Annotated in this window: 11 protein-coding genes and 1 pseudogene; 8 read left to right on the top strand and 4 right to left on the bottom strand. The window is 60.0% G+C overall.

Going from position 1 to position 12,004, the window contains the following annotated elements:
• Positions 1 to 81: 81 nt before the first annotated feature.
• Together MKS11_RS05710 and MKS11_RS05705 are read right to left on the bottom strand one after the other, a co-directional pair.
• Positions 82 to 1,464, bottom strand: a complete 1,383-nt coding sequence (locus tag MKS11_RS05710; protein WP_087770999.1) for a NarK family nitrate/nitrite MFS transporter — start codon at positions 1,462 to 1,464, stop codon at positions 82 to 84.
• A gap of 175 nt (positions 1,465 to 1,639) precedes the next feature.
• The gene (locus tag MKS11_RS05705) at positions 1,640 to 2,215 is read right to left on the bottom strand and encodes a TetR family transcriptional regulator (RefSeq protein WP_087771024.1); all 576 of its coding nucleotides are present in this window, start codon (positions 2,213 to 2,215) and stop codon (positions 1,640 to 1,642) included.
• Positions 2,216 to 2,334: 119 nt separating this feature from the next.
• Between MKS11_RS05705 and kmrA the strand changes: the two genes are divergently transcribed.
• Positions 2,335 to 3,834, top strand: a complete 1,500-nt coding sequence (kmrA, locus tag MKS11_RS05700) for an efflux MFS transporter KmrA (protein ID WP_087771000.1) — start codon at positions 2,335 to 2,337, stop codon at positions 3,832 to 3,834.
• On the opposite strand, the gene MKS11_RS05695 is transcribed toward kmrA, so the two are convergent.
• Positions 3,829 to 4,719, bottom strand: coding sequence for an IclR family transcriptional regulator C-terminal domain-containing protein (locus MKS11_RS05695; RefSeq protein WP_074195301.1), 891 nt, complete (start codon positions 4,717 to 4,719; stop codon positions 3,829 to 3,831). The genes kmrA and MKS11_RS05695 overlap by 6 nt on opposite strands.
• Before the next feature lie 117 nt (positions 4,720 to 4,836).
• Here MKS11_RS05695 and MKS11_RS05690 point away from each other — a divergent pair, with 117 nt between their 5' ends.
• The 7 genes and pseudogenes from MKS11_RS05690 to benD all read left to right on the top strand — a co-directional run bounded on the left by MKS11_RS05690 (position 4,837) and on the right by benD (position 11,088).
• Positions 4,837 to 6,000, top strand: a complete 1,164-nt coding sequence (locus tag MKS11_RS05690) for a muconate cycloisomerase family protein (RefSeq protein WP_074194069.1) — start codon at positions 4,837 to 4,839, stop codon at positions 5,998 to 6,000.
• A gap of 19 nt (positions 6,001 to 6,019) precedes the next feature.
• Positions 6,020 to 6,310: a muconolactone Delta-isomerase gene (gene catC / locus MKS11_RS05685; protein ID WP_004202698.1), complete on the top strand. Its 291-nt coding sequence runs from the start codon at positions 6,020 to 6,022 to the stop codon at positions 6,308 to 6,310.
• 69 nt (positions 6,311 to 6,379) lie between these two features.
• A complete protein-coding gene (catA, locus tag MKS11_RS05680; protein ID WP_004202696.1) occupies positions 6,380 to 7,306 on the top strand; it encodes a catechol 1,2-dioxygenase in 927 nt (308 codons plus the stop codon).
• A gap of 109 nt (positions 7,307 to 7,415) precedes the next feature.
• Positions 7,416 to 8,794, top strand: a pseudogene (locus MKS11_RS05675) (Rieske 2Fe-2S domain-containing protein).
• Complete coding sequence (benB, locus tag MKS11_RS05670; protein ID WP_004202692.1) at positions 8,794 to 9,279, top strand: benzoate 1,2-dioxygenase small subunit; 486 nt, start codon at positions 8,794 to 8,796, stop codon at positions 9,277 to 9,279. Before MKS11_RS05675 ends, benB begins: the two are co-directional and overlap by 1 nt.
• A gap of 9 nt (positions 9,280 to 9,288) precedes the next feature.
• Complete coding sequence (benC, locus tag MKS11_RS05665; RefSeq protein WP_087771002.1) at positions 9,289 to 10,305, top strand: benzoate 1,2-dioxygenase electron transfer component BenC; 1,017 nt, start codon at positions 9,289 to 9,291, stop codon at positions 10,303 to 10,305.
• A gap of 9 nt (positions 10,306 to 10,314) precedes the next feature.
• Positions 10,315 to 11,088: a benzoate diol dehydrogenase BenD gene (gene benD / locus MKS11_RS05660; RefSeq protein WP_087771003.1), complete on the top strand. Its 774-nt coding sequence runs from the start codon at positions 10,315 to 10,317 to the stop codon at positions 11,086 to 11,088.
• On the opposite strand, the gene yddG is transcribed toward benD, so the two are convergent.
• Positions 11,085 to 11,963 carry an aromatic amino acid DMT transporter YddG gene (yddG, locus tag MKS11_RS05655; RefSeq protein ID WP_004202687.1) on the bottom strand — a complete coding sequence of 293 codons (879 nt, stop codon included), beginning with the start codon at positions 11,961 to 11,963 and terminating at the stop codon, positions 11,085 to 11,087. The genes benD and yddG overlap by 4 nt on opposite strands.
• Positions 11,964 to 12,004: the final 41 nt, after the last annotated feature.

The raw sequence follows: 12,004 nt of genomic DNA, 5'->3' as shown, positions 1-12,004 counted from the left end.
CGTGCCACCCGGCCGGATGAGCGAACGAACGCGTAGGCCGGATAAGGCGTAAGCCGCCATCCGGCAGATAAATCGTTATGGTTAAGCGGGTTTACGTCGGCCGTAGACCAGCCAGGTCACCAATACGCAAACCACGTAAAAAACGAAGAAGACCTTCATCGCCCCGACCGGCGAACCGGTCATCGCCAGCGAGGTGCCGAAGGCTTTCGGGATAAAGAAGCCGCCGATGGCGCCAATTGCCGAGATAAAGCCCAGCGCGGCAGCGGTATCGGTTACGGCTTCGTGCTGCGCTTCTTCTTCGCTGCCGCCGCGCTGCCTCACGCTGTCGATGGTGAGCTGACGGAAGATGACGGCGATCATCTGGAAGGTGGAGCCGCTGCCGAGTCCGGCGGTTAAAAACAGCCCCATAAACACCACGTAGAAGGCGAGGAAGCTGCCGGATCCGCTGCCCGGCAGGGTGAGGAACAGCAGGCCGGTAAAGAGCGCCATCAGCACGAAATTGACCAGCGTCACCCGCACACCGCCCAGACGGTCGGAGATGATCCCGCCGAACGAGCGCGCCAGCGCGCCGATAAACGGCCCAAAGAAAGCCAGCTTGAGAATGTCGACCGCAGGAAACTGGGTTTTCGCCAGCATGGCGAAGCCGGCGGAGAAGCCGATAAATGAGCCAAAGGTCGCCAGATAAAGCAGGCTGAGCAGCCACATATGCGGACGCTTGAGCACCGGGAGTTGATCGCGAATCGAGGCCTTCGAACTGGCGATGTCATTCATACCGAACCAGGCGGCAGCGGTGGCGAACAGCAGGAGCGGCACCCAGACGAGCGCCGCATTGCTCAGGGCTATCGTTGAACCATCGGGCTGGGTGACGCCATGGACGCCGAGGAAGGTGAAGAGCGGCAGGAAGATTACCGCCGGAGCGACCATCTGCATCACGCTGACCCCCAGATTGCCAAGGCCGCCGTTGACCCCCAGCGCGCTGCCCTGTTTGGCTTTGGGAAAAAAGAAACTGATATTTCCCATACTGGAAGCAAAATTCGCCCCGGCAAAACCACACAGCAGCGCAATAACAATAAATCCCCAAAATGGAGTAGCAATATTCTGGATCGCCACGCCCAGCCAAATACAAGGCACAATCAGGATCACTGTACTTAATACAGTCCAGTAGCGCCCGCCGAAGAGGGGCACCATAAAGGAGTAGGGCACCCGTAATATCGCGCCGGAAAGTGAAGGAAGTGCGGTTAATAAAAAAAGCTGGTCGGTAGTGAAATGAAAACCGACCTTATTAAGATTGACCGCCACGGCGCTGAATAACATCCAGACGCAGAAGGCCAGTAGTAAGCAGGTTACTGATATCCATAAGTTTCTTCTCGCAATAGCCTGGCCCTTGTTTTCCCAGAAGGCCTTATTTTCTGGCCGCCAGTTTTTCAAAAGGTAATGATTATCTTTCTCATTTTGTACCGACATATTGCCCTCTAATTGCCCGGAATGGAGTAAATAAATAAGGTCAACAGCTGAATACAAGGGGACGGAGAATAACCCTTAATTGGCGTTATCTAAAAAGCGTAGATAAAAAAAACGTGCTGTAGGAGAGCACGTGGAGAGCGTAGCGGGATTAATTGTTACTAAATGTAAAATTTAACTAAAATAACTCCAGGGTTATCATCTTATTGACGTAACGGCTAAACGCCGTCTCGTCCAGGGTCTGGGTGCCGAGGGCGTAAATCCCGTCGAGGCCGCACACCAGGGCGATAAAACGCCAGGCGATATCCGCCGGCGGCTCGGTCGAATGAAACTCACCGCAGGCGAGGCCCTGCTCAACGATCGCCACGGTCTCGGCATGCCACATGGTCATGGTTAGCAGGTAGGCCGCTTTGATGTCCGGGTCGCTGTCGGCCAGTACCTGGCCTTCCCGCCACAGGCGGATATAGGGTTCCAGCCGGCCATCCTCGCTGCCGATCATCGAGAATAACCGCTCGCGCCAGCTGGCGTCCTCGGCCACCAGCGGCATGTCGAGCATCTCGCGGATAAGACGGATGAACACCTGGGACTTCAGCTCGCCGATGGAGGCGAAGTGGTGGTGCAGTTGCCCGGCGGCCACTTGCGCTTCGCAGGCGATCTGCCGGACGGTCATGGCGCTGAAGCCGCCGCGCAGCGCCAGGCGCATGGCGGCTTGCATAATCCCTTCCCGTCGCTCATCCCGCTGTAAATAGTGCATAGAACCCCGCTGATATCTGGCTTTGGCCGAGTGTAACAAAAAGTTGGACATGTGTTCAACAATCCGGCAGGATCGCCATCCTGGACGTGTGTCCAAGTTCTAACATTGAGGTACAAGCTATGTCACGGCAATGGATGACGCTGATGGCGATTTTGCTGGTTTATATTCCGGTGGCGATTGACGCCACGGTGTTGCATGTGGCCGCACCTACCCTCAGCGTCGCGCTGGGCAGCAGCGGCAATGAGCTGCTGTGGATCATTGATATCTATTCATTGGTGATGGCCGGGATGGTGCTGCCGATGGGCGCCCTTGGCGATAAAATCGGCTTTAAACGTCTGCTGCTGCTCGGCAGCGCTATTTTTGGCGTCGCCTCGCTGTGCGCCGCACTGTCGCCGACGGCTCTGACGCTGATTGCCTCCCGTGCCCTGCTGGCGGTGGGGGCGGCGATGATCGTGCCGGCGACGCTGGCCGGCATCCGCAGCACCTTTGCCGAGGCCAGCCAGCGCAATATGGCGCTGGGGCTGTGGGCGGCGGTGGGCTCCGGCGGCGCGGCCTTTGGCCCGCTGGTGGGCGGCATGCTGTTGGAGCATTTCTACTGGGGATCGGTGTTCCTGATCAACGTACCGATTGTGCTGGTGGTTATCGCCATTAACGCCAAAGTGGTGCCGCGCCAGCCCGCGCGCCGCGACCAGCCGCTGAACCTGCTGCAGGCGCTCATTTTGATTGCGGCGATCCTGATGCTGGTGTTTAGCGCCAAATCGGCCCTGAAGGGCCAGCTGGCGTTGTGGCTCACCGCGCTGGTGGCGATCGGCGGGGCGGCGATGCTCACCTGGTTTATCCGCAAACAGCTGTCGGCGGCCCGGCCGATGGTGGATATGCGACTGTTCACTCATCGCATTATTTTAAGCGGGGTGATGATGGCGATGACTGCCCTGATTACCCTGGTGGGTTTTGAGCTGTTGATGGCTCAGGAGCTGCAGTTTGTGCATCAGAAAACGCCGTTCGAGGCGGGGATGTTTATGCTGCCGGTGATGGTGGCCAGCGGCTTTAGCGGGCCGATTGCCGGGATGCTGGTGTCGAAGCTCGGGCTGCGCGAGGTGGCGACCGGCGGGATGTTGCTCAGCGCCTTCAGCTTTCTGGGCCTGGCGCTGACCGATTTCAGCACTCAGCAATGGTTGGCCTGGGGGCTGATGACGCTGCTCGGCTTTAGCGTCGCCAGCGCGCTGCTGGCCTCCAGCTCCGCCATTATGGCGGCGGCGCCGAAGGAGAAAGCGGCGGCGGCCGGGGCGATCGAAACCATGGCCTATGAGCTGGGCGCTGGCCTCGGCATTGCCCTGTTCGGCCTGATCCTGACCCGCAGCTACAGCGCCACCATTGTGCTACCGTCCGGGCTGAATGAGACCATGGCGCAGCGGGCGTCGTCATCGATCGGCGAGGCGGTTAGCCTGACCCAGGCGCTACCCGCCGGGGTGGCGGAGGCGCTGATGGCGGCGGCGAAGGCGGCCTTTACCCAGGCGCACAGTCTGGTGCTGGCGACAGCGGGTGTCATGCTTCTGCTGCTGGCCGCCGGGATCTGGCGCAGCCTCGCCACGGTGAAGAAGCCGCAGACGGCGCTATAGCTGTAGCGACAGGTCCATCGCCGCGCGGCGTAGCGGGGCGAGGGCCTTCTCTTTTAACGCCGCGGCGCTGACCGACGCGGCCGGCACCCCGACATTCAGCGCGGCCACCACCTGACCGTGACGCGACAGCACGGGTACCGCCAGCGAGCACAAGCCTACCTCGATCTGCCGGTCGGCGAGGGCATAGCCCTGCATGCGCACCCGATCAATCTCCGCGCGTAGCCCGGCCATATCGCACAGGGTGTGTGGGGTGTAGCGAATGAGCACGGCACGTGACAGTGTCACCTCTAGCTGCTCTTCCGGCAGCGCGCTGAGCAATACCCGACCCATCGACGTCGCCCACGCCGGCAGGCGACTGCCGCGTCCGATATCGACGCTCAATAAATTATTCACCGCCGCGCGGGCAATATAGAGCACGTTATCCCCGTCGAGCGTCGCCGCCGAACAGGATTCGCCGAGGGCTTTGCCGAGGCTGTCCAGCGCCGTCTGCGCCACTTTCGCCAGCGGGGTGCCGGCGAGATAGGCATGGCCCACCGCCAGCACCCGGGGGAGCAGCTCATAATGGCGGCCATCCGGGCTATGGACCATGCCCAGCGCGGCGAGGGTATACAGGCAGCGGCGTACCGCCGCGCGGGAAATTTGCGTTTTCTGGCTTAACTGGGAAATGGTCAGCCGCTGACGCTGTGGGGTGAAGGCGTTAAGCACCTCCAGACCGCGGGCCAGAGACAGCATAAAGTTGGGATCGTGCTCGGCCTGCCTGGCGCTCAGCGTATTGGGGATATTGTCGCTCATCGCATCCTTCTCCGTTGCAGCGTAAAGCTCACGGCAGATCACTATACCTTGCGCAAAATGGGGCGCGCTGAATTGTGCCGGTTTTACCACCACGATCACATTAATAACCGTCTTTTAACAAACGCGTCGATAATCGCACAACATTTCGATTATCGCCGTTGACCATCCGCCAGGCCGAACCCTATTGTCAATGGCACAGCCCTCCCCGTTATGGATGTGGGTACAAAAAGTTATACATCTCATCAGGAAGCGAAAATGACTGCCACCGTAGAACGTATTGAGAGCTGGATTGTGGATGTCCCAACCATCCGGCCACATAAATTGTCGATGACCACCATGGGATGTCAGACGCTGGTGATCGTGCGCCTTACCCGCTCCGACGGCATCTGCGGCATTGGCGAGGCCACCACCATCGGCGGCTTGAGCTATGGCGTCGAGAGCCCGGAGGCTATCTCGTCGGCGATAACGCATTACCTGACGCCGCTGCTGCTGGGGCAACCGGCTGATAACCTGAATGCGCTGACCGCCCGCATGAACAGCGCCATTAAAGGCAACACTTTTGCCAGGTCCGCCATTGAAACCGCGCTGCTGGATGCCCAGGGCAAAGCGCTGGGGCTGCCGGTGTCGGCGCTGCTCGGCGGCGCGCTGCAAACGGCGTTGCCGGTGCTGTGGACGTTAGCCAGCGGCGATACCGCGAAAGATATTGCCGAAGGGGAAAAACTGTTAACCGAGCGGCGCCATCAGGCGTTCAAGCTGAAAATTGGCGCACGCGAATTAGCGACCGACCTGCGCCATACCCGCGCCATTGTGGAGGCGCTAGGGGATCGCGCCAGCATCCGCGTCGACGTCAATCAGGCCTGGGACGCCGCAACCGGCGCGAAAGGCTGCCGCGAGCTGGCGGCGATGGGCGTCGACCTCATCGAACAGCCGGTCAGCGCCCACGACAACGCGGCGCTGGTGCGGTTAAGCCAGCATATTGAAACCGCGATCCTCGCCGACGAAGCGGTGGCCACCGCTTACGATGGCTATCAACTGGCGCAGCAGGGCTTTACCGGCGCTTACGCGTTGAAAATCGCCAAGGCCGGCGGACCGAACAGCGTACTGGCGCTGGCCCGCGTCGCCCAGGCGGCGGGTATTGGCCTGTATGGCGGCACCATGCTGGAGGGGACCGTCGGGACTGTCGCCTCGCTACACGCCTGGTCGACGCTGCCGCTGCAGTGGGGCACCGAAATGTTCGGCCCGCTGTTGCTGAAAGACGATATCGTCAGCGTACCGCTCTCCTTTGCCGACGGCGAGGTGGTGCTGCCGCAAATCCCGGGTCTTGGCGTCGAGCTGGATGAAGACAAACTGCGTTTTTACACCCGCCAGGCGTAGCGGGAAACAGGAGAAACAGATGCTATTTAAAGTGGATATGACCGTGAATATACCGCTCGGCTTTCCCGTCGCCGAAGCGGAGGAAATAAAACAACGCGAAAAAGCCTATTCGCAACAATTACAGCGGGAAGGCAAATGGCGACATATCTGGCGCGTCGCCGGTCTTTACGCCAATGTCAGTATTTTCGATGTCAAAGATACCGAAGAGTTACATCAAATATTAATGGGATTGCCGCTGTATCCTTTTATGGATATTCGCGTCGAGGCGCTGTGCCGCCATCCCTCGTCTGTTCGTGACGATGATAGCTAATAATAATAACACCTGACCTCATGCCGGGGTGACCCGGTAAATACCCTACAACGATAAGAGAGAATAATAATGAGTAATGCTTTCGTACAACAAGAAGCCGTGCAGAAATTATTACGTGAAGGGGCGGGTTTACACGTCCCTGGCGGAAACGAACGTTTTAAAGCCATTATTCACCGTCTGCTGGAGAATATCTGTACGCTGATCGACGACTATAACATCACCGAAGAAGAGTTCTGGCATGCGGTGAACTATCTGCATGCGCTGGGTGGTCGTCAGGAGGCGGCGCTGCTGGCGGCAGGGCTGGGTCTGGAGCATTTCCTCGACTTGCGTCAGGATGCCATTGACGCAGCGGCGCGCCGGGAAACCGGCACCCCGCGCACCATCGAAGGGCCGCTGTATGTGGCCAATGCGCCGCTGGCCGAAGGTCACGCCCGGATGGATGATGGCGCCGACCCAGGGGAAGTGATGTGGCTGCATGGCCAGGTCAAAGATACCGAGGGCCGGCCGGTGGCCAACGCCATCGTCGATATCTGGCACGCCAATACCCTCGGCAATTACTCCTTCTTCGACCCGAGCCAGAGCGAATACAACCTGCGCCGTCGGATCCGTACCGGCGCCGATGGCCGCTATAGCGTGCGCAGCATCCTGCCTTCCGGCTACGGCTGTCCGCCGGATGGCCCAACGCAGAAATTGCTGGATCAGTTAGGCCGCCACGGCAACCGTCCGGCGCATATTCACTTCTTCGTCTCCGCGCCGGGGCATAAACATCTCACCAGCCAGATCAACCTCAGCGGCGATAAATACCTGTGGGATGATTTTGCCTTCGCCACCCGCGACGGTCTGATTGCCGACCCGATTAAAGTGACGGACCGCGAGACTATCGCGCAGCGCGACCTTGAGGGAGAGCACACTGAGGTTTGTTTTGATTTCACCCTGTGTAAAGCGCTCAGCGCCGACGAAGAGCAGCGCGGCGCCCGCCTGCGCGCCAAAGCGTAATCTGCTGTAACGGCCCCGGGCACGCGGTTGCCCGGGCCAGACATTGCACCTGAAAGCTAACAATTCACCCGGTTTATTTCATCCTGAATACTGCAGGAGGGACTGACTCATGCAAAAAACGCTATCAGCGCTTAAAGACAAAATTAACAACGCCTTAATTGTCGATCGTGAAAATCATATTTACCGCTGCCACCGGTCGATATTTACCGACCCGCAGCTGTTTGAATTTGAAATGAAGCATATCTTCGAAGGTAACTGGGTATTTCTCGCCCATGAAAGCCAAATTGCCGAACCGGGTGATTATTATACCCTGACGCTGGGGCGTCAGCCGGTGATTATTACCCGCGATAAAAAGCATGAGCTGCATGCGTTAATTAACAGCTGCGCTCATCGCGGCGCCATGTTATGTCGACGGAAAACCGGGAATAAAAACTCTTTTACCTGTCCGTTTCACGGCTGGACCTTCAGCAATAACGGCAAATTATTAAAAGCCAAAGATGAAAGCACCGGCGCTTATCCTGACACCTTCAAACAGGAAGGATCTCACGACCTGCAAAAGCTGCCGCGTTTTCAGTCCTATCGCGGTTTTTTATTCGGTAGCCTCAATGCCGACGTGCAGCCGCTGGAAGCCTATCTCGGGGAAACTTGTAAAATCATCGATCTGATCGTCGACCAGGCGCCGGAGGGGCTGGAAGTGCTCAAGGGTTCGTCGAGCTACGTTTACGAAGGCAACTGGAAGCTGGGCGCGGAGAACGGCGCTGATGGCTACCATGTCAGCGTAGTGCACTGGAACTACGCCTCCACCATGTCGCGACGCAACTATGAAGCGCAAGGCACCCATGCGGTGGACGCCAACGGCTGGTCAAAAAGCCTCGGCGGCGGCTACGGATTTGATAACGGCCATATGCTGCTGTGGACCCGGGCGCTGAATCCGGACGCCCGGTGTATGCCCATCGCGAGCGTCTGCAGGCGGAATTCGGCGAACGGCGCGCCGACCAGATGGTCAACGAAACCCGCAACCTGTGCCTGTATCCCAACGTCTACCTGATGGATCAGTTTTCTACCCAGATCCGCGTAATCCGCCCGATTGCGGTCGACAAAACCGAAGTCACTATCTGGTGCTTTGCCCCGAAGGGGGAATCCGACCAGGCGCGGGCCCTGCGTATCCGCCAGTATGAAGATTTCTTTAACGTTAGCGGGATGGGTACCCCGGACGATCTCGAAGAGTTCAGCGCCTGTCAGCGCGGCTATCTCGGTGAAAATCTGGCGTGGAGCGATCTCAGCCGCGGCGCGCTGCGCTGGGTCGATGGTCCGGATGAGCATGCGCAGCACGCCGGATTTAATCCGCGCTTAAGCGGCGTGAAATCGGAGGACGAGGCGCTGTACATCGCCCATCACCATCACTGGCAGACGCTGATGCTCGCGGCGATTGAACAAGAGCAGAAGCGCTATGACCAGTCGATCACCCAGCGTGTGGAGGTGGCCTGATGCTGAACCTCGAACAGGTACGCCAGTTTCTCTATCACGAAGCCCGTCTGCTGGATGACCGTCAGTGGGATGAATGGCTCAGCTGCTACAGCCCGCAGGTGATCTACTGGATGCCGGCGTGGGGCGACGACGATCAGCTGACGCGCGACCCGCAAAAAGAGATTTCGCTTATCTACTACCCCAACCGGGAAGGACTGGAGGATCGTGTCTATCGCATTAAAACCGAACGTTCCGGCGCCAGCACGCCGGAGCCGCGGACCACCCATATCATCAGCAACGTCGAACTGCTGGGGGAGAGCGACGAGGGGCTGGAGGTGCGCTACAGCTGGGTGACCTGGAGCCACCGCTATCAGCACACCGATGCCTTTTTCGGCGCCACCTGCTGCACGCTGACCGAGCAGGACGGCCGGCCGCAGATCGTGCGCAAAACCGTGCGCCTGAATAACGACTATATCCGTCAGGTGATTGACGTTTACCACATTTAAGAGGCGCCTATGACCTTCACTATTGCTCTTAATTTTGAGGACGGTATCACCCGCTTTATTCAATGCCATGCCGGAGAGAAAGTCCTGGATGCTGCCTATCGGCAGAAGGTGAATCTGCCGATGGACTGCTCGGACGGCGTGTGCGGCACCTGCAAATGCCACTGCGCCAGCGGGGAATACGATCTCGGCGAGGAGTATCTCGACGAGGCGTTAAGCGATGAGGAAGCGCAGGCCCGCCAGGTGCTGACCTGCCAGATGGTGCCCACCAGCGACTGCGTTGTCGATGTGCCGGTGGCCGCCGCGCAGTGTAAAACCGCCTTGACGAACACCGGGGCGCAGGTGCGACAGGTGAATTGTCTGTCCGATACCGCCACCGAGCTGGTGGTCGCCCTCGATGAGCCGCTGGACTTCCTGGCGGGGCAGTACGTCAACATTCAGGTGCCAGGCACGCCGCACGTTCGCGCCTATTCCTTCAGCTCACGGCCAGGCTCGGCAGAAGGGCGTTTCCTGATCCGTAACGTGCCCGGCGGCATGATGAGCCAGTGGTTAACCCTGCAGGCGCGGCCCGGGGATCGTCTTACCCTCAGCGGCCCGATGGGCAGCTTCTATCTGCGCCACGGCGAACGTCCGTTGCTGATGCTGGCCGGCGGTACCGGGCTGGCGCCGCTGCTCTCCATGCTCGAGACCTTGCAGGCGCAGAACGCCGCGCGCCCGGTGACCCTGATGTATGGCGTCACGCGCGACGCGGATCTGGTGAAGACCGAGGCGCTGGAGGCATTCCGTCAGCAGTTAAACCACTTTCGCTGGCTACCGGTAGTGGCGGAGGAAAACAGTCCTTGCCCGCAGCGCGGCTTCGTCACCGATCATCTTGACGACGCCATGCTGAATAATGGCGAGGTCGATATCTACCTTTGCGGACCGCCGCCGATGGTCAACGCGGTCGCCACGGCGCTGCGTGAGCGAGGGATCACCCCGGCGGGCTTCTGGTACGAGAAATTTATCGCCAGCCAGAGCGCGGCGGCATAAGGAGGCAGTATGCGTTTTAGCGATAAAGTGGTCGCCATCACCGGCGCGGCCCAGGGCATTGGCCGACAAACCGCGGAGCAGGCGGCTGCGGAAGGCGCGGCTCTGCTGCTCATCGATCGTTCGCCCTGGGTGCATGAGCTGGCGGCGACGCTGGCTCAGTCCGGCAGTCAGGTGCTGGCGCTGGAGGCGGACCTGGAACAGTGGCCGAGCGCCGAGCAGGCGTTTGCCGACGGGGTGGCGCATTTTGGCCGCATCGATGTGTTAATCAATAACGTCGGGGGGACCATCTGGGCGCGGCCGTTTGCCGAATACCAACCGGAGCAGATTGAGAAAGAGATCCGCCGCTCGCTGTTTCCCACCCTGTGGGGCTGCCGCGCGGCGCTGCCGTGGATGCTGAAGCAGGGCAAAGGCAGCATCGTCAACGTCTCGTCGGTGGCGACGGCGGGGGTCAACCGGGTGCCTTACTCGGCGGCGAAAGGCGGCGTTAACGCGCTGACCCGGTCGATTGCCATGGAGTACAGCGGCAGCGGCATCCGTATCAATGTCGTCGCGCCGGGCGGGACGGAGGCGCCGCCGCGCCTGACGCCGCGTAACGACGAGCAGCCCAGTGAGCAGGAGAAGGCGTGGTATCAGCAGGTGGTCGATCAGACGGTGGCCAGCAGTCTGATGCACCGCTACGGCACGCTGGCGGAACAGGCAAACGCGATCCTGTTTCTCGCCAGCGATGAGGCCAGCTATATCACCGGCGTCACCCTCCCGGTGGCGGGCGGCGATCTCGGCTAACGGCGGGTCGCGTACCAGCAGAGCAGGGAGCCGAGACACACCATCCCGGCCCCCTGCCAGAACGACCACGATAGCGCGGCGCTAAGCAGGATCGCCGCCAGCGCGGAGGAGAGCACCGGGGTGAAGTAGGAGGCCGCCGCCAGCAGGCTGACGTTGCCGTGGAGGATCCCCACGTTCCACGCGGCGTAGGCCAGACCGAGCGCCACCGCTACCGTCAGCAGCTTGATGCTGACCGGCCAGCTGAAGACCATCGGCGGCTGCGGCGTGGCGAGAAACTTCAGCCACAGCGTCAGCGCGGTTAACAGGACGAACAGGGTAATGGCATTTTTGCCGCCGGCATATTTGGCCGTCACCGTGCAGTAGGCCGCCCAGATAAAGGCGCCGACAAAGGCCAGCAGATAGCTGAGCGGACTGGAGATGACGTTGCTGATAATCTCCTCCAGCTGCAGGCCGTGCTCACCCCCCAACACCCAGCCGACGCCAAGCAGGGCGAGAAGCAAACCGGGGATCACCAGCCAGCTGCTTTTCTGACCATTAAACAGGATGGCGAACAGGATGGTCAGGCTGGGCCACAGATAATTGACCATCCCCACCTCAATGGCCTGTTGACGGCTGGCGGCATAGCCCAGGGACAGCGCGAGGCAGATTTCATAGCTGACGAACAGCACGCTGCCGGCCAGCAGATAGCGGCGCGGGATCTGGCGCAGGTTAGGGAAACCGACGGTAAAAATCAGCAGCAGGCCGCTGAGGCTGTAAATCATCGCCGCGCCGCCGACCGGGCCCAGTCCTTCGCTGACGCCGCGAATCAATCCGACCATCGTGCTCCATAAAATAATGGCGGCGAAGCCGATGGTCGTGGCTCTCTTTTTCTCCATGCTTATCCTGAGGGTTACGCGAATGCAGCCGGCATATATAT

The sequence above is a fragment of the Klebsiella sp. K5-45 genome (genome assembly GCF_030128605.1).
GTDB classification, from domain to species: domain Bacteria; phylum Pseudomonadota; class Gammaproteobacteria; order Enterobacterales; family Enterobacteriaceae; genus Klebsiella; species Klebsiella quasipneumoniae.
The sequence above is the reverse complement of the archived record's forward strand: the minus strand, read 5'-3'. Positions and strand labels throughout refer to the sequence as shown.

Bases quoted from the DNA above. Each gene is read 5' to 3' on its own strand.
- MKS11_RS05710 (WP_087770999.1), bottom strand. From the start codon at position 1,464: ATGTCGGTACAAAATGAGAAAGATAATCATTACCTTTTGAAAAACTGG.
- MKS11_RS05705 (WP_087771024.1), bottom strand. From the start codon at position 2,215: ATGCACTATTTACAGCGGGATGAGCGACGGGAAGGGATTATGCAAGCC.
- kmrA (WP_087771000.1), top strand. From the start codon at position 2,335: ATGTCACGGCAATGGATGACGCTGATGGCGATTTTGCTGGTTTATATT.
- MKS11_RS05690 (WP_074194069.1), top strand. From the start codon at position 4,837: ATGGATGTGGGTACAAAAAGTTATACATCTCATCAGGAAGCGAAAATG.
- catC (WP_004202698.1), top strand. From the start codon at position 6,020: ATGCTATTTAAAGTGGATATGACCGTGAATATACCGCTCGGCTTTCCC.
- catA (WP_004202696.1), top strand. From the start codon at position 6,380: ATGAGTAATGCTTTCGTACAACAAGAAGCCGTGCAGAAATTATTACGT.
- benB (WP_004202692.1), top strand. From the start codon at position 8,794: ATGCTGAACCTCGAACAGGTACGCCAGTTTCTCTATCACGAAGCCCGT.
- benC (WP_087771002.1), top strand. From the start codon at position 9,289: ATGACCTTCACTATTGCTCTTAATTTTGAGGACGGTATCACCCGCTTT.
- benD (WP_087771003.1), top strand. From the start codon at position 10,315: ATGCGTTTTAGCGATAAAGTGGTCGCCATCACCGGCGCGGCCCAGGGC.
- yddG (WP_004202687.1), bottom strand. From the start codon at position 11,963: ATGGAGAAAAAGAGAGCCACGACCATCGGCTTCGCCGCCATTATTTTA.